Below are 19,966 nucleotides of genomic sequence, written 5' to 3' on the forward strand. Positions count from 1 at the left end.
AGGATGTTCGCATGACGGAGATTTTCGGCGTACCGATCCAGGCCCTGTTCGGCCAGCTCATGCTGGGGCTGGTCAATGGGTCTTTCTATGCCGTTCTGAGCCTGGGGCTTGCCGTGATCTTCGGCATGCTGAACATCATCAACTTCGCCCATGGCGCGCTTTACATGACGGGCGCCATGCTGGCCTGGATCTTTCTTGAGTATCTGGGTGTCGGCTACTGGTGGTCGCTGGTGCTGGCACCGATCTGCGTCGGCCTGATCGGCATCCTGATCGAACGCCTGATGCTGCAATGGCTGTACAAGCTCGACCACCTTTACGGCCTGTTGCTGACCTTCGGCCTGGCGCTGATGATCGAGGGCCTGTTCCGCGACCTGTACGGCGTGGCAGGCCAGCCTTATTCGATTCCCGATGAGTTCGCCGGCGCCTTCAACCTCGGCTTCATGTTCCTGCCCAAGTATCGCGCCTGGATAGTCGTCGCCTCTCTGACGGTGTGCCTCGCCACCTGGTACATGATCGAGAAGACGCGGCTGGGCGCCTACCTGCGCGCCGCCACGGAAAACCCCAAGCTGACCCAGGCCTTCGGCATCAACGTGCCGCTGATGGTGATGCTGACCTACGGCTTCGGCGTCGGCCTCGCCGGATTTGCCGGCGTGCTGGCCGCCCCGGCATCCCAGGTCGGCCCGCTGATGGGCTCCAACCTGATCATCATCGTCTTTGCGGTGGTGGTGATCGGCGGCATGGGCTCGATACTCGGTTCGGTGCTGACGGGGCTGGGCCTCGGCATCATCGAGGGCATGACCAAGGTGTTCTGGCCCGAGGCCAGCGCCACGGTGGTGTTCATGATCATGGCGGTGGTGCTGATGATCCGTCCGGCCGGCCTGTTCGGGAGGGAGAAATGAACCGGCGCGTGATCATCGCCTACTTGCTCGGCCTCGGCCTGCTGCTGTTGGCGCCGATGTTCATCTATCCGATCCTGGTCATGAAGGTGCTGTGCTTCGCGCTGTTCGCCTGCGCCTTCAACCTGCTGCTGGGCTATACCGGCCTGTTGTCCTTCGGCCACGCGGTGTTTCTCGGTAGCGCGGGTTATGTCACGGGCCATGCGCTGAAGGTCTGGGAACTGCCGACCCTGGTGGGCCTCTTGGCCGGCACGGTCGCCGCGGCGGGACTGGGCTGGGTGATCGGCAGCCTGGCCATCCGCCGCCAGGGCATCTACTTCGCCATGGTGACGCTGGCGCTGGCGCAGATGGTGTTCTTCTTCTTCCTCCAGGCGCCCTTCACCGGCGGCGAGGACGGCCTGCAGGGCGTGCCGCGCGGCACGCTGTTCGGCCTCGACCTGGCCGACGACATCAACCTCTACTACCTCGTCGTGGCAATCTTCGCCGGCTCCTTCTGGCTGATCCAGCGCACCATCCATTCGCCCTTCGGCCAGATCCTCAAGGCCATCCGCGAAAACGAACCGCGCGCGATCTCCCTGGGCTATGACGTGGCGAAATACAAGCTGCTGGCCTTCGTGCTTTCGGCCGGCCTGGCCGGGCTGGCCGGGGCGACCAAGACCCTGGTGTTCAAGTTCGCCACGCTGACCGACGCCCACTGGCACACCTCGGGCGAGGTGGTGCTGATGACGCTCTTGGGCGGCATGGGCACGGTGTTCGGCCCGGTGGTCGGGGCGACGGTGATCGTCACGCTGCAGAACGAACTGGCCGACAAGGTCGGCTCGCTGGTCACGGTGATCATGGGCGCGATTTTCGTGATCTGCGTGCTGGCCTTCCGCCGCGGCATCGTCGGTGAATCGCTGGCGCTGTACAAGCGGGTGATCGGCCAGAAACCTGGCTGAGCCTTCCGTCATGAAACTGGCCGTGATTGCCCTGGCCTGGCTCGGCTATTTCGCGCTGCATTCCGTCCTGGCTGCGTCCAGCTTCAAGGCCTGGATCGCCGGCCGCTGGCCGCAATTCATGCCCGGCTACCGGATCGCGTTCAACCTGCTGGCCACGCTGACGCTGATCCCGGTGCTGTGGCTGGTCTACCGCGGAGACAATGACTGGCTTTGGCGATGGCAGGGCGCCTGGGCTTGGCTGGCCGATGGCCTTGCGCTTGCGGCCATCCTGGGTCTGCTGCTGTCGGGTCCCGGCTATGACATGGGCGAGTTTCTCGGCTTGCGCCAACTGCGCCAGCATGGCGACGATCATCCGGAGAATTTCACGATTTCAGCCATCCATCGCTTTGTCCGCCATCCGTGGTACTGCGTCGGGCTGGTCCTGATCTGGACCCGCGACATGAATGGGCCGTTGCTGGTATCGGCGCTGATGATCACCGCCTACTTCGTGGTCGGCTCGAAGCTGGAGGAAGGCAAGCTGCTGGCGGTCTATGGCGAAACCTATCGCCGCTACATGGAGAAGGCGCCGGGGCTGTTTCCGCTGCCCTGGAAACGTCTGTCGGCCGCCGAAGCCGCCGCCCTGACCAAGCGCGCCGACCGGGGCTGATCAGGGCCGAAACTTCACGTTTCAGGCCTTGCGGTTATCCGTATTGCGCAGCATGGCCGCCAGCATGGCGATGCTCATCGAACTGAAGGCGATCAGCGACCATTCGGCGATCGACAGACCGAGAAACTTCCAGCCGGCCTCCGAGCACAGGCCGGATGCTTCGAACAGCAGCGGCCATTGGCTGCCGGCCCAATTCACAAAATGCTCCCACCATGGCTGGTCGGCCGTGCAACTGACGCCCTTGGCGAAGCGCTGCAGCCAGGTCTGGTAGGCCGCGATGCCCGCCCCGGTCAGCGCGGTGGCGGCCATCAGCAGCGCCGCTGCCAGGCGCGTCGCTCGTGCGCCGGCAAGAAACCACGCCGCGATGGCCTCGATGCCCAGCAGCAGGTAGAGCATGCGTTGCAGTATGCACAGCGGGCAGGCGGCAAGATTCATGGTGTGGGCCAGAACCAGGCCGCCGGCGACCAGGCCCACGGCCGCCGCGCCGGTTGCGGCGAACAGGCCGCGCGGGGTCAGCAGCAGGCGTAGCAGGATCACGCCTTACTTTCCCTTGCGATCCTGGCGCGCTTTGGCGATCACGCTGTCGGTAATCCTCAGCAAGTCCTCGTAGCTGTTGGCGGCCTCGTTGTTGATCAGGAACTTGCCATCCACCGCCAGCGCCGGGACGCCACCGATGCGGGCTGCGGTGGCGTCCTGATCGCCGCGCTGCACCTTGCTCTGCATGGCGAAGGAGGACATCGCATCGGCGAATTTCTTGCGGTCGACGCCCTTGCCGGCCGCCCAGGCGACCACGGCCTCGTCGGTCTTGAAAGCCACGCGCTGCTCGTGAATCGCAATGAATACCGCGGTGTCGAGCTTGGCCAGGTCGCCGGTGGTTTCCAGCGCGTAAAAAATCCGGGCCAGTCGTGCCCATTCCGGACGATTGAAGCTGACCGGCACGCGCCGGAAAGTCACGTCCTTCGGCAGGCCGGCGGACCATTTGCTGACGAGGGGATGAAAATCGCTGCAATGCGGACAACCATAGGAAAAGAACTCGATCACCTCGATCTTGTCCTTGGTGCTTGCCAGGGGCGGGCTGATTGCCTTGAATTCACGGCCGGCCAGCGGTTCGGCGGCCAGGCCAAGGCCGGGCAGGGCCAACCATGCAAGGAGGGCAGAAAACAGCAGGGTAACGAGTCGCTTCATGAATATCTCCGTGGAAATTGTTTTCGATTGGAATTGTAAGACAGCGTTCCCCATACAATGATCGAAGGCCGAAATTTATACGGGGCAAGACCTTCATGGATCGATTGGCGGCGATGCAGACTTTCGTCCGGGTGGCCGAAGCGGGCAGCTTTACCGCCGTGGCCGACCAGTTGAACGTGGCGCGCTCGGCGGTGACGCGCCAGATTGCGGCGCTGGAAGCGCATCTGGGCGTCAAGCTGATAGCGCGCAGCACGCGCCGATTGTCGCTGACCTCCGCCGGCGCCACCTATATCGAGCAATGCCGCGATATCCTGGATCGCATCGACGAAGCCGAGGGCGACCTGGCCGGCGAGCGGCAAACCCTGCGCGGCAGCATACGCACCACCGTGCCCCTGACCTTCGGCCTGCTGCACCTGACGCCGTTGATCCTGGAATTCTCCCAGGCGCATCCCGACATCCGCATCGACCTCGACTTCAACGACCGGCGCGTTAACCTGATCGAGGAAGGCCTGGACCTGGCGCTGCGCATCACCGAGCGCCTGCCGGAAACCACCGTGGCAAGGCGCCTGACCACCTGTCGTTCGGTGGTCGCCGCGGCGCCGGCCTATCTGCAGCGGCATGGCGAGCCAAAACATCCCGACGAGCTGGCGCAGCACGCCTGTCTGCCCTATTCGCTGACCTCGCGCAGCACCTGGACTTTCCTCATCGACGGTCTGCCGCATGCGGTCGAGATCAGCGGGCCGATCACCGCCAACAACGGCAACGCGCTGCAGGACGCCGCCATCCAGGGCATGGGCATACTCTACGGGCCGACCTTCATTGCCGCCGAAGCAATTCGCCGGGGCTTGCTGGTGCCGATCCTGAGGAAATTCCAGACGCCGGTGCTCGACATGTTCGCGGTATTCCCCGGCAACCGCTTCGTGCCGCAGCGCGTGCGCGCCTTCGTCGATTTTCTTGCCTTGCGCCTCGGTCCCGAACCCTATTGGGACAAGGGCTTGCCATTGGAATAAGTCATCATGGAAATGCCGAAAAATCTCTTCAGGCAAAGGCTGCGGCAGCGGCAGTGGCAGGTCGGACTCTTCGTCGGCCTGGCCAATGGCATCAGCATGGAGATTCTCGCCGGCGCGGGTTTCGACTGGCTGGTGATCGACGCCGAGCACACGCCCAACAATCCCGCCAGCGTACTCGCGCAACTGCAGGCCGCGGCGCCCTATCCGGTGCAGTTGCTGGTGCGTCCGATGAGTCACGATCCCGCGCTGATCAAGCAGTATCTCGACGCCGGCGCGCAGACCCTGCTGCTGCCGCTGGTGGACAACGCCGAGCAGGCGCAGCAACTGGTGCGCGCGGTGCGCTATCCGCCCGAGGGCATCCGCGGCGTCGCCGCCTCGCTGTCGCGTGCCGCGCGCTGGAGCGGCATCAAGGACTATGTCAAACATGCCAACGCGGAGGTCTGCCTGGTGGTCCAGGTCGAGACGCGGGCGGGCCTGGAGAATCTCGACGCCATACTGGCCGTGGAGGGCGTCGATGCCGTGTTCATCGGTCCGGCCGATCTCGCCGCCTCGCTGGGCCATCTCGGCGATTCCGGGCATCCCGAGGTGAGGGCCGCCATCGAGGCTGCGCTGCCGCGCATCGCAGCGAGCGGCAAGGCCGCCGGCATCTTCGTCACCGAGCCGGAGCTGGCGCAGCACTATCGCGCCTGCGGCGCCAGCTTCGTCGCCGTCGGCGGCGATACCACGCTGCTGCGCAGCGCGGCGGTGGAGCTGGCGGCTTCCTTCCAGGGCGACCAATCCGAACTTGGCGCAGCGACCTGACAAGAGTTGGCGCTGGCGAGACGGCGTTTGCTGTCTTCGGATGGGCATCCGCTTTCTGGCGCAATGCGGCTAAACTTTGATTTTAGTTACGGCCGCTGCGCTTAACGCCGATAAACCCGGTCTTATCCTTCACTGAAACTTCGTTTTGATATCGAAAGCACCCCATGAACAATCCTGAACTGCTGCGCAATGCCTGCCTGATCGATGGCGAATGGTTGACCGCCACCGGCGCCAGCCTCGAAGTCCGCAACCCGGCTACGGGCGAATTGGTGGGTTCGGTGCCGAGTTTCGGCGCTGCCGAGACCCGTCGCGCGATCGACGCCGCGCAGGCCGCCTTCCATCCGTGGCGGGCGAAGACCGCCGGCGAGCGGGCGAAGATCCTCAAGCGCTGGTTCGAACTGATGATGGAAAACCAGGAAGACCTGGCGCGCCTGATGACGCTGGAGCAGGGCAAGCCGCTGACTGAGGCGCGCGGCGAGATCGCCTACGCGGCCTCCTTCATCGAGTGGTTCGCCGAGGAGGCGCGGCGCGTCTATGGCGAAATCATTCCCTCGCCGCTGCCGGATCGGCGCCTGATCGTGCTGAAGCAGCCGGTCGGCGTCTGCGCCGCGATCACGCCGTGGAATTTTCCGGCGGCGATGATCACGCGCAAGGTCGCGCCGGCCCTGGCGGCGGGCTGCACCATGGTGGTCAAGCCGGCCGAGCAGACGCCGCTTTCCGCCCTGGCGCTGGCCTGGCTGGGGCAGCAGGCGGGCATTCCGCCCGGCGTGCTCAACATCGTGACCGGCGAACCGGTGCCGATCGGCGGCGAGCTGACCTCGAATCCGAAAGTGCTGAAGCTGTCCTTCACCGGCTCGACCGAGGTCGGCCGCTTGCTGATGGCGCAGTGCGCGCCGACCGTCAAGAAGATGTCGCTGGAACTCGGTGGCAATGCGCCCTTCATCGTCTTCGACGACGCCGACCTCGACGCCGCGGTAGCCGGGGCGATGGCCTCGAAATACCGCAATACGGGGCAGACCTGCGTCTGCACCAACCGTTTCCTGGTGCAGGAAGGCGTGCGCGATGCGTTCGCGCAGAAGCTCGCCGCCGCCGTGGCCGGGCTCAAGGTCGGCAGCGGGCTGGAGGAGGGCGTCACGCAAGGTCCGCTGATCGACGGCGCCGGGCTGGCCAAGGTCGAGGAGCTGCTGGCCGATGCCGTGGCGCAGGGCGCCAAGGTGGTTTGCGGCGGCAAGCGCCATGCGCGCGGCGGCACTTTCTTCGAGCCGACGGTGCTGACCGGCGCGACGCCGGCGATGCGTCTGGCGCGCGAGGAAATCTTCGGCCCGGTGGCGCCGATCTTCAGCTTCAAGGACGAAGCCGAGGCGGTGCGTATGGCCAACGACACCGAGTTCGGCCTTGCCGCGTATTTCTACAGCCGCGACATCGCACGCGCCTGGCGCGTCGGCGAGGCGCTGGATTACGGCATGGTCGGCATCAATGCCGGCGTGATTTCCAACGAGGTCGCACCCTTCGGCGGCGTCAAGCAGTCGGGCCTGGGCCGCGAAGGTTCGCGTCACGGCATCGAGGAATATCTGGAGATCAAGTACCTGGCCATGGCCGGCCTGTGATCGCGCTCTAAGCTGCGGGTGGCCGCGCCGTGAAACTCCCGGCGTCGATGCGGGCGCTGGCGCATCGCCCGTTCCGGCTGTATTTCTGCGGCCAGGCGGTTTCGATACTCGGCTCCTGGATCCAGCAGGTGGCGCTGGCCTGGCTGGTGTATCGGCTGACCGGCTCGGCGGCGCTGCTGGGGCTTGCCGCCTTCGCCGCGCTGGCGCCCATCCTGGTGGTGGGGCCGCTGGCCGGCGCCTGGATCGACAGTCACGATCGGCGCCGCCTGCTGATGCAGGTGCAGGTCCTGCTTTTCATTCAGGCGAGTGCACTGGCGGCGCTGACCTGGTTCGAGTTGATCGGACCGAGCCTGATCATCCTGATGTCCCTCTCCCTCGGCGTGCTCAACGCCTTCGACACGCCGCTGCGCCAGTCGCTGATTCCGGTCATGGTCGGCGGCCGCGACGACCTGCCGAACGCGCTGGCGCTGAATGCCATGCTGTTCAACCTCGGCCGCTTCATCGGTCCGCCGATCGCAGGCCTGATGCTGGGTTTCATGTCGGAGGCGGCCTGTTTTCTGCTCAATGCGTTTTCCTATCTGGCATTGCTGTGGGGCGTCGCGGCCATGCGTCTGGCGGCGAATGCCCGGGCCGCCGGCAGCGTCGGCCATGTGTTCAAGGAAGGCGTGCGCTATGCCTTCGATACCTGGCCGATCCGCACGCTGCTGATCGTGCTGGCCCTGCTCAACCTGACCGCCTCGGCCTACGCCGTGCTGCTGCCGGTATTCGCCAAGGAGGTGTTCCACGGCGATGCGCGGACCCTGGGTTTGCTCTGGGGCGCCGCCGGCTGCGGCGCCTTTGTCGCGACGCTGATGCTGGCGACGCGGCAATCGGTGCGTGCCACGCTCAACCTGGCGATCTTCTGCGTGGTCCTCGCGGCGCTGGCGCTGCTGGCGTTTCCGCTCAGCGCGGATCTGTTCATCGCCTTGCCGGCGCTGGCGGCACTGGGCTTCGGCATTTCCGGCGCCAACGTCGGCATCAACACGGTGATGCAGACCATCGCGCCCGATCGCCTGCGTGGGCGCGTGGTTTCGTTTTTCTCCAGTATTCGTTTCGGGCTCGATGCCATAGGCGGCCTGATCGCCGGCAGCATTGCCGCGCTTTCCAGCGCGCCCGCCGCGCTGCTCGGCGAAGCGGCGCTGCTGGTCGCGACCGGCGCCTGGCTGCTGTCGCGCGCCGGTCGCCTGCGTCACTCGCTGCCGTCATGATTCCGGGAGAAGTCCTGCTGGCCTTCCTGGCCGCTTCCGCGCTGATCACCATCGCGCCGGGACCGGACAACCTGATGGTGCTGTCGATCGGCATCAGCCGCGGTCGTGGCGCCGGAATCGGCTTCGGTCTCGGCTGCGCGCTGGGTTGCTTCACCCATACGCTGTGGGCGACGCTGGGCATCGGCGCCGTGGTGCTGGCCTCGGCCGCCGCGTTCACCGCGCTGAAAATGGCCGGTGCGGCGTATCTCGTGTACATCGGGATCAACGCCTGGCGTCACGCCGGAGAAATGGCCCTGACCAGGCTTGAGCAGTGTCCGGCCGAGCCGCTCGGCCTGCACTTGCGGCGCGGCTTCGTCGCCAATGCGATCAATCCCAAGGTAGCCTTGTTCTTCATCGCCTTCCTGCCGCAATTCGTCGATCCGACGCGCGCCGCGGTGTGGCAGCAGATGTTGCTGCTGGGGCTGCTGTTCGCGGCGCAGACCGTGGTGATTTTCGGTGGCCTCGGCTGGTTTGCGGGCAGCCTCGGACGGCGCCTGCAACGGCAGCCAAGGCTCGCGGTCTGGCTGGATCGCGGCGCCGCGGCGATATTTTTCGCCCTGGCCCTGCATCTGGCAACGGCGGGACGCTGAATTCGTAACGGAAATCCGGTTCCGCCGGACGTCAATACCCGAGCGTCGACGTCGGCCATCGAAGCGCGAAAATCGGCGCGGCACAAGGCACTTGTCCTTGCAAGGGTACTCGCGCATCCCCTAGAATTGGGCCAGTTGCACCGGGCTGGGCGCGACAGGTTAAGGGAGAGCAGACAATGACAGGAATTTTGGGCCGGCACGTCGTCCGGCTGCTCACCTTTGCATTGCTGCTGGCATCGGATGCTGCCGGCGCCGGCGCCCAGGCCGAGCGCGCGCTGGCCATGGTCAAGCAGATGGTCGCCGCGGGCGAAGTGCCGCGCAATGCCGCGATCAAGGTGGCTTTCAAATCGGGCAATATCGCAGCGCTGCTGGGGCCCGAGCTGGAACTGCAAAGGGAGTGGGAACAGCGCAGCGGGGTCATGATCACGGCGCGCGTGATTCCACAGCAGCCGTCCGTGGCCAATCTGAAGGCCAACCCCGATATCGATCTGACAGTGGCGCGCACCAACGAATTTCCCGACCTGCTGGAACAGGGGCTGGTCGAGGATCTGACGCCGCTGCTCAAGCAATTCGGCTTCCGCCTCGACGGCGCGCCGCCGCAAGGCTATGTGCGGCCCCGCCTGCAGGGCTACTTCGGCGACAAGGTGGTCGCCATTCCGGCGGACGGCGACATCCTGCTCATGTACCTGCGCCGCGACCTGATGGAAAATCCGGCGGAGCGCGCCGCCTTCCGCCAGGCCTTTGGCCGCGAACTGACGCTACCTAAAACCTGGCAGGAATACGAGCAGCTGGCTGGCTTTTTCCATCGACCGCAACAGGGCCTCTACGGCAGCGTGGAGCAACGCGAGCGGGCCGGCGGCTGGATGTTCTGGTTGCCGCGCTACCTGTCGCAAAGTACACCGCACCGCAAACTGTTCGACGAGAACCTGAAACCACTGCTCGATTCGCCGGCGGGCATTGCCGCGACCGAAAGCTATGTGCGCACCGTCCGTTATTCCCCGGCGGAGATTCTCGGCGAAGGCAAGGACTACAGCTATACGCTGCCGCTGTTCATGCAGGGCAAGGCCTTCTCGTCGATGTTTACCATCGCCGGGGCCAAGCTGCTGAATTCGGCGGCCTCCGGCGTGCGCGGCAAGTTCATCGCGGTGCCGATTCCGGGCACCCGGATCGGCGGGCGCATCGTGCGCCAGAACATGCCGATTTACGGCAACAACCTGGTGGTCTCCAGTCGCGGTGCGCAGCGCAAACTGGCCTTCCTGTTCGCCATGTGGCTGACCGACCCGGACAACTCGCTGCGCACGGTGGGTGTCAAGGGAGGATTCACCGATCCTTTCCGTTGGCACCATCTCGCCGACGCGCGCATCAAGGAACTGTATACGCCGCAGGCGCTGGCGGTGTTTGCCAGCGAATGGGCGATTGCACTGCCGCCGGGCACCGGCCTGCCGGGCGACGGCGAGTACCTGGAAATACTCGATCAGCATCTCTGGGAAGCGGCCAGCGGGAAGATCTCGGCCGCCGAGGCGATGCGGCAAACCGCGCATGACTGGGAGAAAGTCACCCAGCGGCGCGGTCGCGACCAGCAACTGCCGTGGCTGAAAATATTCCATGCCGGATTCGCGGGTCGCGAACCGGGCATCGGCGCTGCCCGATAGATGTCGAAAGCATGAGGCTGCCGAAGCGCTTCGGTCTCCTGCCGCAATTGCTGACCGGCTTTGCCGGCGGCGCGGTGTTGGTGCTCAGCCTGCTTTTCGCCGGCAATCAGATGCTGGACAAATCCGCGGCGCGCCTGATTACCACCCTGGAGCACCACGTCCGACCGCTGGCACGCCTGCATTCGCTGCAGGCACGCTTCGGCGGCCTGCGCAACCTGGAGCTGGAACTCGGGCATATGGAGGATGTTTTCGCGCTGCAGTCGCACGTCACGCGGCTGCACGCCGAGATAGCCGCGGTGGATGCCGAGGTGGGCAAGTTCTCGGTGGTGCTGGCGCGGGAAGCCCCGGGCGATGCGCAGCGACTCGCTGGGCATTGGCGCGATTATCGCTCGCGCCTGCAGGAACAGGCACGGCTGGCGGCCGAGATGAATCTGGCCGGCGTGCGCCGAATTACCGCGGCCGGATCGCATTTGCCGTTTCTCTCCATCCAGTCGATGCTGACCGGCCTTGCCGAGCAGACCGAGGCTGCCGCCGACGCCGCCTACCAGAAGGCCACCGAGGAACAACTGGCGCAGCGGCGGGACTTCATCTGGCTGGTGATGCTCGGCGGGCTGGTGATGTTCGTCGGCCTGGCGTATTCCGGACAGACGGTGGTGCGACGCATCAGCGTGCTGCGCGAGCACGCGCAGAAGCTGGCGGCCGGCGAGAAAAGCGAACAGATCACGATCGCCCGCCACGATGAAATAGGCGATCTGGCCGAGGCGTTCGGCACCATGCGGCAGCAGGTGCTGACGCGTGAAAGCGCGCTGCGCAACGCGCAACTCGAACTCGAACAGCGCGTCCAGGAACGCACCGCCGACCTCAAAAGCTCCAATCGTCGCCTGGTGCGCTTCTCGCAGGTGGTCGAGCAAAATCCGGTGGGCATCCTGATTGCCCGCATCGGTGGCGTGGTGGAGTTCGTCAACCCCGCCTATTGCCGCATCACCGGCCGTTCGCCGGCCGAGACGATCGAGCAGCCGCTGATCGAGGTCATGTGTACAACCGACCCGCTCGACGCCGACAATGCGCTGCGCGTCGCGACCGGCGGGGCCATCTGGGAGCTCGAACAGCTCAGCCGGCGCGGCGAGGACGCCTACTGGGAGCGGCTGCGGCTCGGCGCCGTGCATGACGAAAGAGGGCGGGCGACCCACCTGCTGCTGTCGCGCGAGGACATCACCGAACAGCGCCAGCAAATGGAAAAGATCACTTACCAGGCGCATTACGACATGCTCACCGGCCTGCCCAATCGCGTGCTGGCCAACGATCGCCTGGTGCAGGCGGTAAGCCGCGCCCGACGCGACGGCGGCAGGGCTGCGGCGATGTTCATCGATCTGGACAACTTCAAGGACGTGAACGATACGCTGGGGCACGCCGTCGGCGATCACCTGCTGCGCCAGGTGGCGCAACGTCTGGTCGCATCGGTGCGCGGCGACGACGTGGTGGCGCGGCTGGGCGGCGACGAATTCCTGATCGTCGCCGGCGGCCTCGGCCACGGCGACGAGGCGGCGGCGATTGCGGAAAAGGTCATTGCGGCATTCTCGACCGCGTTCCAGGTCGACGAACGCGAACTGGTCACCTCGCCGAGCATCGGCATCGCGGTTTATCCGGATGACGGCACCGAACCGATGGTGCTGCTGCGCAACGCCGATCTGGCCATGTACGAGGCCAAGGATTCCGGCCGCAACATGTACCGTTTCTACAATCGTTCGATCCACGACCTGTCGCTGCAGCGACTCGAAATCGGGCGCTGCCTGCGCGGCGCGCTGGAACGCCATGAACTTCATGTCGTCTATCATCCGCTGGTGCAGGCCGACAGCGGCTGCATCATCGGCGCCGAAGCCCTGTTGCGCTGGAACAGTCCGGAACTGGGCGAGGTGCCGCCGGTCACCTTCATTCCGGTGGCCGAGCAAAACGGGCTGATCGTCGATCTCGGGCGCTGGGTGCTGCGCGAAGCCTGCGCCACCCTGGCGCGCTGGCGTCTGCAGCAGACCGGTTTCGTCATGGCGGTGAATGTTTCGCCGCGACAGTTCAAGACCAGCGGCTTCATTGCCCTGGTCAAGGAGTGTCTCGACGAATTCCAGGTGCCGCCCGGACAACTCGAAATCGAGATTACCGAAGGCCTGCTGCTGCGCAACCAGGGCGAGGTCAAGGTGATCCTCGACGAGCTTCACGCCCTCGGCGTGCGCCTGTCGATGGACGATTTCGGCACCGGCTATTCCTCGCTCTCCTACCTGCGCGAGTTTCCCTTCCATACCGTCAAGATCGATCGCAGTTTCATACACGACGTTTCGGACGACCAGAGTGACCGCGCCCTGGTCATCGCCGCGGTGCGCATGGCGCAGGCGCTTGGCCTGCAGACCGTCGCCGAGGGTGTCGAAACGGACGAGCAGTGGTCCTTCCTGGTGGCGCAGGACTGCGATGTTCTGCAGGGCTTTCGCTTCGGCCCGCCGGTCACCGAAAGCCATTTCGGCAAGACCTGGGTCAATGCCCGGGTCAGCCGGCCCGATGGCGGGAATCAGCCGCAGGACCTGCCGTTCATTCCGATTTAGGCCGGATCGCGGATCCGAACGAGACGCTACTTGGTCGCACTCGCCGCCGCGTATGCCGGACTGATAAAATTCCGCCGTCCGGCGCGAGTCGCGGTGCCAATGGAGCTGCCTCGCGAACCGACACCAAAGGGAGAATATCAATGAGCATTCTGGGATGGTTGAAAGGGGTCGTCGGCGGCGAAGCTGCTGCGCCCCTGCAGTTTGCCGAACATGAGCAGCACTTTCATGGCCTGGACATGAAAGCCGCGATCGAGGCGCATATGGCGTGGAAGACCCGTCTGGAGGCGCAGATACGTGGCGACGCCGGAGAAACTCTGGAGGTCGGCGTGGTCGCCGCCGACGGCAACTGTGCCCTGGGCAAATGGATACACGGAGACGGCAAGGCGCAATTCGGCCACGTCCCCGAGTTTGAGCAACTGCGGGCGGTGCACGCCGATTTTCATCTATGCGCGGGATCGATTCTGGCCGATGCCCATGGCGGTGACAAGGAGGCCGCCACGGCGTCGCTGAAGTCCGCGCTGCGGCGCCATTCGGATACGGTGCAACTTGCGCTGGTACGCCTTTACGCCAAGGCCGCTGGCCAGCAGTGAATCCCGACTCGCCCGCCGCGGCGGGCGCCTGTCGCTGCCCGGCAAGGGCAAATCCGGGCGTAGTTCACAGCGCGCACCGATCGTTCGGTAGTAGCATTGATCGATCCATCGAAGCAGTGCCCGAATCAAGACAATGGTATAAACGGGACGGCTTGGTGTATTCTTGAACCTATCGATCGGAGCGAGTGCGTATCAATGGCCGCCGCAACCATCCTCATCGTCGACGACGAGCCGACAAACCTGTTTCTCCTGACCGGCCTGTTGCGACCCGAGTACCTGGTGCGCGCCGCCAACTCGGGTGAAAGCGCCTTGCGCGCGGCGGCGAGCCAGCCGCGGCCGGACCTGGTGCTGCTGGACGTGATGATGCCCGGCATGGACGGCTATGCGGTGCTGGCGCGCCTGCGCGAGAATTCCGAGACCTGCGACATTCCCGTGATGTTCCTCACTGCGCTGGCCGCGGCGGACGACGAGGAGCGCGGCCTGCACCTCGGCGCCGCCGACTACATCACCAAGCCGATCAAGCCGGCGGTGGTGCTGGCCCGCGTGCGCAGCCAGTTGCAGGCCAAGCAGGCACGCGACTGGCTGCGTGACGAGAACTCCTTTCTCGAAGCCGAAGTCGCGCGGCGCACGACCGAAAACGATCTGACCCAGATCATCACCATTCGCGCCCTGGCACACCTGGCGGAGACGCGCGACCCGGAAACCGGCAGCCACATTCTGCGCACCCAGGGCTATGTACGGCAGTTGGCGCTCGGACTGCGGCGGCACCCGCGATTTGTCGACTTCCTCAATGCGCGCAATGTCGACCTGGTCACCCGTTCCGCGCCGCTGCACGACATCGGCAAGGTCGGCATCCCCGACTCCATCCTGCAAAAGCCCGGCAAGCTCACCGCCGAGGAGTGGGAAATCATGAAAACCCACGCCAAGCTCGGTTCCGACGCCATCGAGCAGGCCGAGGCCGACGCCGAGCAGCCGGTCGCCTTCCTGATCCTGGCCAAGGAGATAGCCCATTGGCATCATGAAAAATGGGATGGCAGCGGCTATCCCGACGGCCTTGCCGGCGATGCCATACCCTATTCGGCCCGCCTCATGGCGCTGGCCGATGTCTTCGACGCGCTGATCTCATTGCGGGTGTACAAGGCGCCGATGTCCTACGAGCAGGCACGCGACATCATCGCCGCCGAACGCGGTAGGCATTTCGACCCCGATGTCGCCGACGCGTTTCTTGCTTCCTTCGACGAGTTCGTCGGCATCGCCCAGCGCTATCGCGATTCGGCGGAGGCGCGCCACCCGACAGGCTGAGCAAAGTCCCGTCATGGACCCGCAGCCAGACGCCACGCGCGAGGGAATACAGGCAGCGGGTGCCATCGCCCTGCGGGTCGTCCTCGCCTATGCCGTTTTCGCCGGCCTCTGGATACTGCTTTCCGACGAGGTCCTGGGCGAACTATTCAAGGACCCGGAACAACTGGTTCTGGCCAGCACCATAAAGGGCTGGCTGTTTGTCGCCGTGACGTCCCTGCTGCTGTTCGGCTTCATCCGGCGCCGGCTCGACCAGGCGATGGCCTCGGCCCAGCGCGAGCTCGCCGCGCAGACGGAAAAGGCGCGCGCCCTGCAGCTCCTCGCGGCGATTGCCGACAATTCGCCCGATGCCATTTTCGCCAAGGACAGGGAAGGGCGCTACCTGCTGTGCAATCGGGAAGCCGCCAGGGTTCTGGGCTTGTCTACCGACGAGGCGCTTGGGCGCGATGATCGGTCCATGTTTCCGCCCGAGCAGGCGGCGGCGATCCGCGCCGACGACAGCCGCCTGATTGCCGAGAATCGCATCCAGACCGTCGAGGATCTGCTGACCACGGTCGACGGTGAGCGGGTATTTTCGACGACCAAAGGACCATTGCGCGATGCCGACGGCCAGGTCATCGGCCTGTTCGGCATCGCGCGCGACGTCACCGCGGGCAAGCAGGCCGAAAGCGCCTTGAGGGCCGGCGAAGAGCGCTATCGGATGGTGCTGGAGAACGCCGCGGATGCCGTGCTGGTGGCCAATCCGGGAGGAGATTTCATTTATGCCAATCAAAGGGCGGGCCAACTGCTTGGTTATGGCATCGACGAACTGCTGACCCTGAATTTCCGCGACCTGGTGCCGGACGACCTGGTCGAAATTGCCATAACCCAGTTCGCGCAACTCAAGCAGCACGGACACATACTCGCCGAAGGCCGGATGAAACGCCGCGACGGCAGCCGCGTGCCGGTGGAACTCAATACCGTGCGATTGCCGGACGGAAATCTCTTCGGCGCCTGCCGCGACATCTCCGATAGAAGGGCCGTGGAGAGCGACCTACGCCTGCGCAATGAGGAACTCGAAGCCTTCAACCGCGCCGCCGTGGGGCGCGAGGTCGTCATGATCGAACTCAAGCAGCGGATCAATGCCTTGTCTCGGCAACTTGGGCAGGAGCCGCCCTATCCGCTGGCGTTCATCGACGAGGCGGCGAAGTCGCCAGGGGAGGGCGGCGCGGCATGAAGCTGCGGCTGGCGCTGTCGGTGTTGCTGCCGTTCTTCGCCTGCGCGGTGCAATGGCTGTTATGGGATGCCCTCAAGCCCTATGTCTGGTTCCTGTTTTTTCCGGCGGCATTTTTCAGCGCCTGGATCGGCGGCCTCGCCGGCGGTCTCGCGGCGACCGGCATCAGTACGCTGCTGGTCTGGTTCGTCTTCATCCCGCCGGCCTTCTCCTTCGAGCTGGATAATCCCGCGTCGGCCTTTTCCGTAGTGGTGTTCGTCATCATGGGCGGCCTGTTCGCCTACATCTTCGAGCGCATGCGGCTGGCCAGCCGGCGCACCGACGAAGCCCTGGCCAGCACCGAGGCCGCCAACGCCAAGATCACCCAGCTCTACCGCAAGACGCTGGAACTGGACGCACAGAAGAACCAGTTCTTCGCCAACGTCAGCCACGAGTTGCGCACGCCGCTGACGCTGATCCTGGCACCGCTGGAGCGGCACTATCGCCGTCTCGCCAGCGCCAACTCTTCAGCCGCCGAACTGCGCGAAACCGAGATGATGCTGCGCAATGCGCGCCTGCTTTACCGCCACGTCACGGATCTGCTCGATGTCGCCAAGCTCGATGCCGGCCGCATGATGGTGGCCTGGTCGGAGGTCGATCTGGCCCGTCTGGCCCGGGTCACGGCGAGCCATTTCGAGGCGCTCGCCGTGGAACGCCGCATCGACTATCGGGTCAGCGCACCGCAGACGCTGCCGGCCGAGGCCGACGCCGAAAAGCTGCAGCGGGTGATGCTCAACCTGCTTTCCAACGCCTTCAAGTTCACTCCCGATGGCGGTCTAGTCGCGCTGCGCCTGGCCGCCAGCGACGGCCAGGCGCTGATCGAAGTGCAGGACAACGGCCCGGGCGTCCCCGTCGAATTGCGCGCCGCAGTGTTCGAGCGTTTCCGCCAGGGCGAGGGCGGCGCGCAACGGCGGCACGGCGGCACCGGCCTCGGGCTGGCCATCGTCAAGGACTTCGTCGAACTCCATGGTGGCAGCGTGAGCCTGGACGAGGCGCCGGGCGGCGGTGCGCTGTTTTCGGTGCGCCTGGGGTTCCAGGCACCTGTCGGCACGGTGCTCGTCGCGCCGCCGGCGCAGGACGAAGTGCTCGACCGCCAGTCGGTCGAGGAACTGGGCTTGCGCGCCGCGCAGCCCGACGAGACGCGGGAGGCCGATACGCCGCTGATCCTGGTGGTTGAAGACAACGTCGACATGAACGAATTCATCGCGGCCACGCTGCGCCCCTATTACCGGGTCGCCAGCGCGCGCGATGGCCGCGAGGGCCTCGACAAGGCGCTGGCGCTGCATCCGGACCTGGTCCTGACCGACATGATGATGCCGCTGATGGACGGCGAGGACATGGTCAAGGCGCTGCGCGCCCAGGCGGTCACGCGCGAGCTGCCGATCGTCATGCTGACGGCCAGGGCCGACGATGAACTGCGGGTGCGCCTGTTCGGACTCGGCGTACAGGATTACCTGGGCAAGCCGTTTTCCACCGATGAATTGCTGGCGCGCATCGGCGGCCTGGTCGCATCGCGGCGGCGCACCGTGGCAGAGCTGGGCCGCAGCGCGGAACGGCTGCGGCGTCTTGCCGAAGTCGTCGAGAAGATCGCGGCGGTGCGTGACATGGCGGGGCTCATGGGCATAGTCCGGCATGCCGTCCGCGAACTGACGGGAGCCGATGGCGTCACCCTGGTGTTGCGTGAGAACGGGAATTGCCACTACGCCGACGAGGATGCCGTCGGCCCGTTGTGGAAGGGCCAGCGCTTCCCGCTCGAATCCTGCATTTCGGGCTGGACCATGCTCAACCGCGAAGCGGCCGTGATCGAAGACATTTACGTCGATCCGCGGATTCCCTACGCGGCCTATCGTCCGACCTTCGTCAAGAGCCTGTCCATGGTGCCTATCGGCCGCGACCGGCCGGTGGGCGCCATCGGCTGCTACTGGGCGGAACGCCACCGCGCCAGCGCCGAGGAGCTGGAACTGCAACTGGCGCTGGCCGATGCCATGTCGGTGGGCCTCGCCAACCTCGATCTGTATCGCGCCATGGATGAGGCGCGGCAGGCGGCCGAGCAGGCGGCGGCGATCCTGACCGAAGCGCAGCAACTGGCCGGCATCGGCAACTGGACCTGGGATATCGCTTCGGGCCGGCACGTCTGGTCGAAGGAAATCTACCGCATCTACGGCCGCGATCCGGCCCTGCCGGCCGCCGCGTATCCGGAGGTCAAGCAATATTTCACCGAGGAAAGCTGGTCGCATCTGGCGGAAACCGTGGAGCAGGCCCTGGCGCAAGGCCTGGCCTACGAATGCGATGCCGAGGTGCGGCGTCCGGACGGTGGCCGCCGCTGGATCACCGCGCGCGGCGAGGCCACGCGCGACGCCGCCGGCAAGGTCGTGAGCCTGCACGGCACGGTGCAGGACATCACCGCCCGCAAACTGGCCGAGGAGCAGATCCGCTCGCTCAACGCCGGGCTGGAACAGCGTGTCGTCCTGCGCACTGCCGAGTTGAGCGCCGCCAACCAGGAACTCGACAGCTTCGCCTACGCCGTCTCGCATGACCTGCGCGCACCGCTGCGGGCCATGAGCGGTTTTTCCCGGGCACTGAGCGAGGATTACGGAACCCGACTCGACGGCGAGGCCGCAAGCTATCTTGAGCAGATCGATATCGCCAGCCGCAAAATGGGCGAACTGATCGACGGCATACTTGCCCTCTCGCGCAGCACGCGCGGCGGCTTGCAGCGCGACGAGATCGACATCTCGGCACTGGCGACCCGCCTGCTGGATGAATTGCAGCGTGCCGAGCCGGCGCGCCGGGTCGGCTGGACCGTGCAAGCCGGGCTGAGGGCCGTCGGCGATGCGCGCATGATCGAGGCGGTGGCGCGCAATCTGTTGAGCAATGCCTGGAAATACTCCGGCAAGAAGGAGGTTGCGGAAATTCGCGTGCATGCGGGAGCAGTCGACGGCCGGCGCGGCGTCTGTATCGCCGACAACGGTGCGGGTTTCGACATGGCCCATGCGGGGCAATTGTTCCAGCCGTTTCGACGCCTGCATCGGCAGGAAGAATTTCCCGGCACAGGTATTGGCCTGGCCACCGTACAACGTATTATTCATCGCCACGGCGGCGAGATTCGCGGCGAAGGCCGCCCCGGCGCCGGGGCGTGCTTCTGCTTCACCCTGCCCGCCGGTGCCAACGAGGAATAAGCATGAAAGCCAAGTCCATACTACTCGTCGAAGACAACCCGCAGGACGAAATGCTGACACTGCGCGCGCTCAGGAAAGTCAGCCTGGCCAACTCGGTCGAGGTCGTGCGCGACGGCCAGCAGGCGATCGACCACCTGTTCGGCGTGGGCGAGTTTGCCGCACGCGCCCTTGCCGAACTGCCGGCCGTGGTGCTGCTCGACATCGGCCTGCCGCGTGTTTCGGGCCTTGAGGTGCTGGCGCGGCTGCGTGCCGACGAGCGCACCCGCTTGCTGCCGGTGGTGATCCTCACCTCGTCCGACGAGGAAAGGGATCGCCTGAAGAGCTACCAGGAGGGCGCCAACAGCTTTGTCCGGAAGCCGCTCGACTTTGCCGAATTCGCCGAAACCGTGGCGCGCCTGGGCATCTATTGGCTGGCCACCAACGAGCCGCCGCCAAGCGCATGAGCCG

General features: G+C 65.5%; 17 protein-coding genes. 15 read left to right on the plus strand and 2 right to left on the minus strand.

Annotated elements, in window-relative coordinates:
- The first annotated feature begins 11 nt into the window (after positions 1–11).
- The 3 genes from RMO95_RS08000 to RMO95_RS08010 are packed head-to-tail and all read left to right on the plus strand — an operon-like array spanning position 12 to position 2,480.
- Positions 12–899 (plus strand): branched-chain amino acid ABC transporter permease, encoded by an 888-nt coding sequence (locus tag RMO95_RS08000; RefSeq protein WP_310450085.1) that lies wholly within the window; start codon positions 12–14, stop codon positions 897–899.
- Complete coding sequence (locus tag RMO95_RS08005; protein ID WP_310450086.1) at positions 896–1,834, plus strand: branched-chain amino acid ABC transporter permease; 939 nt, start codon at positions 896–898, stop codon at positions 1,832–1,834. Before RMO95_RS08000 ends, RMO95_RS08005 begins: the two co-directional genes overlap by 4 nt.
- Positions 1,835–1,844: 10 nt before the next feature.
- Positions 1,845–2,480, plus strand: coding sequence for a hypothetical protein (locus RMO95_RS08010; RefSeq protein WP_310450087.1), 636 nt, complete (start codon positions 1,845–1,847; stop codon positions 2,478–2,480).
- 21 nt (positions 2,481–2,501) lie between these two features.
- Here RMO95_RS08010 and RMO95_RS08015 read toward each other — a convergent pair whose 3' ends face one another.
- Both RMO95_RS08015 and RMO95_RS08020 read right to left on the minus strand, forming a co-directional pair.
- On the minus strand, positions 2,502–3,017 hold the full coding sequence (locus RMO95_RS08015) for a disulfide bond formation protein B (RefSeq protein WP_310450088.1): 516 nt from the start codon (positions 3,015–3,017) through the stop codon (positions 2,502–2,504).
- Positions 3,018–3,020: 3 nt separating this feature from the next.
- Positions 3,021–3,665, minus strand: coding sequence for a thiol:disulfide interchange protein DsbA/DsbL (locus RMO95_RS08020; RefSeq protein ID WP_310450089.1), 645 nt, complete (start codon positions 3,663–3,665; stop codon positions 3,021–3,023).
- 95 nt (positions 3,666–3,760) lie between these two features.
- Between RMO95_RS08020 and RMO95_RS08025 the strand changes: the two genes are divergently transcribed.
- From RMO95_RS08025 to RMO95_RS08080, 12 genes are all read left to right on the plus strand, one after another.
- Positions 3,761–4,675 (plus strand): LysR family transcriptional regulator, encoded by a 915-nt coding sequence (locus RMO95_RS08025; RefSeq protein WP_310450090.1) that lies wholly within the window; start codon positions 3,761–3,763, stop codon positions 4,673–4,675.
- 6 nt (positions 4,676–4,681) lie between these two features.
- Positions 4,682–5,476, plus strand: a complete 795-nt coding sequence (locus RMO95_RS08030) for an HpcH/HpaI aldolase/citrate lyase family protein (protein ID WP_310450091.1) — start codon at positions 4,682–4,684, stop codon at positions 5,474–5,476.
- A gap of 164 nt (positions 5,477–5,640) precedes the next feature.
- Positions 5,641–7,083 carry an NAD-dependent succinate-semialdehyde dehydrogenase gene (locus tag RMO95_RS08035; protein WP_310450092.1) on the plus strand — a complete coding sequence of 481 codons (1,443 nt, stop codon included), beginning with the start codon at positions 5,641–5,643 and terminating at the stop codon, positions 7,081–7,083.
- A 29-nt stretch (positions 7,084–7,112) separates the two neighbouring features.
- Entirely contained in the window at positions 7,113–8,330 is a 1,218-nt protein-coding gene (locus RMO95_RS08040) for an MFS transporter (protein WP_310450093.1), read from the plus strand.
- Positions 8,327–8,959, plus strand: coding sequence for a LysE family translocator (locus RMO95_RS08045; RefSeq protein ID WP_310450094.1), 633 nt, complete (start codon positions 8,327–8,329; stop codon positions 8,957–8,959). The genes RMO95_RS08040 and RMO95_RS08045 overlap by 4 nt, the downstream gene beginning before the upstream one ends.
- Before the next feature lie 176 nt (positions 8,960–9,135).
- Positions 9,136–10,611 carry an extracellular solute-binding protein gene (locus RMO95_RS08050; RefSeq protein WP_310450095.1) on the plus strand — a complete coding sequence of 492 codons (1,476 nt, stop codon included), beginning with the start codon at positions 9,136–9,138 and terminating at the stop codon, positions 10,609–10,611.
- Positions 10,612–10,622: 11 nt separating this feature from the next.
- Positions 10,623–13,199, plus strand: coding sequence for an EAL domain-containing protein (locus tag RMO95_RS08055; RefSeq protein WP_310450096.1), 2,577 nt, complete (start codon positions 10,623–10,625; stop codon positions 13,197–13,199).
- 140 nt (positions 13,200–13,339) lie between these two features.
- Positions 13,340–13,789 carry a CZB domain-containing protein gene (locus tag RMO95_RS08060; protein ID WP_310450097.1) on the plus strand — a complete coding sequence of 150 codons (450 nt, stop codon included), beginning with the start codon at positions 13,340–13,342 and terminating at the stop codon, positions 13,787–13,789.
- A 195-nt stretch (positions 13,790–13,984) separates the two neighbouring features.
- Positions 13,985–15,091, plus strand: coding sequence for a two-component system response regulator (locus RMO95_RS08065; protein ID WP_310450098.1), 1,107 nt, complete (start codon positions 13,985–13,987; stop codon positions 15,089–15,091).
- A 13-nt stretch (positions 15,092–15,104) separates the two neighbouring features.
- Positions 15,105–16,304: a PAS domain-containing protein gene (locus RMO95_RS08070; protein ID WP_310450099.1), complete on the plus strand. Its 1,200-nt coding sequence runs from the start codon at positions 15,105–15,107 to the stop codon at positions 16,302–16,304.
- Positions 16,301–19,519: an ATP-binding protein gene (locus RMO95_RS08075; protein WP_310450100.1), complete on the plus strand. Its 3,219-nt coding sequence runs from the start codon at positions 16,301–16,303 to the stop codon at positions 19,517–19,519. Before RMO95_RS08070 ends, RMO95_RS08075 begins: the two co-directional genes overlap by 4 nt.
- 2 nt (positions 19,520–19,521) lie before the next feature.
- A complete protein-coding gene (locus tag RMO95_RS08080) occupies positions 19,522–19,962 on the plus strand; it encodes a response regulator (protein WP_310450101.1) in 441 nt (146 codons plus the stop codon).
- The last annotated feature ends 4 nt before the right edge of the window (positions 19,963–19,966 follow it).

It is taken from the genome of Sulfuritalea sp., assembly GCF_031426875.1.
In the GTDB taxonomy this organism is placed as follows: Bacteria; Pseudomonadota; Gammaproteobacteria; order Burkholderiales; family Rhodocyclaceae; genus Sulfuritalea.

Coding starts and splice junctions, on each gene's coding strand:
- RMO95_RS08065 (WP_310450098.1), top strand. CDS start 13,985: ATGGCCGCCGCAACCATCCTCATCGTCGACGACGAGCCGACAAACCTG.
- RMO95_RS08050 (WP_310450095.1), top strand. CDS start 9,136: ATGACAGGAATTTTGGGCCGGCACGTCGTCCGGCTGCTCACCTTTGCA.
- RMO95_RS08060 (WP_310450097.1), top strand. CDS start 13,340: ATGAGCATTCTGGGATGGTTGAAAGGGGTCGTCGGCGGCGAAGCTGCT.
- RMO95_RS08000 (WP_310450085.1), top strand. CDS start 12: ATGACGGAGATTTTCGGCGTACCGATCCAGGCCCTGTTCGGCCAGCTC.
- RMO95_RS08070 (WP_310450099.1), top strand. CDS start 15,105: ATGGACCCGCAGCCAGACGCCACGCGCGAGGGAATACAGGCAGCGGGT.
- RMO95_RS08045 (WP_310450094.1), top strand. CDS start 8,327: ATGATTCCGGGAGAAGTCCTGCTGGCCTTCCTGGCCGCTTCCGCGCTG.
- RMO95_RS08035 (WP_310450092.1), top strand. CDS start 5,641: ATGAACAATCCTGAACTGCTGCGCAATGCCTGCCTGATCGATGGCGAA.
- RMO95_RS08010 (WP_310450087.1), top strand. CDS start 1,845: ATGAAACTGGCCGTGATTGCCCTGGCCTGGCTCGGCTATTTCGCGCTG.
- RMO95_RS08025 (WP_310450090.1), top strand. CDS start 3,761: ATGGATCGATTGGCGGCGATGCAGACTTTCGTCCGGGTGGCCGAAGCG.
- RMO95_RS08055 (WP_310450096.1), top strand. CDS start 10,623: ATGAGGCTGCCGAAGCGCTTCGGTCTCCTGCCGCAATTGCTGACCGGC.
- RMO95_RS08080 (WP_310450101.1), top strand. CDS start 19,522: ATGAAAGCCAAGTCCATACTACTCGTCGAAGACAACCCGCAGGACGAA.
- RMO95_RS08075 (WP_310450100.1), top strand. CDS start 16,301: ATGAAGCTGCGGCTGGCGCTGTCGGTGTTGCTGCCGTTCTTCGCCTGC.
- RMO95_RS08005 (WP_310450086.1), top strand. CDS start 896: ATGAACCGGCGCGTGATCATCGCCTACTTGCTCGGCCTCGGCCTGCTG.
- RMO95_RS08020 (WP_310450089.1), bottom strand. CDS start 3,665: ATGAAGCGACTCGTTACCCTGCTGTTTTCTGCCCTCCTTGCATGGTTG.
- RMO95_RS08030 (WP_310450091.1), top strand. CDS start 4,682: ATGGAAATGCCGAAAAATCTCTTCAGGCAAAGGCTGCGGCAGCGGCAG.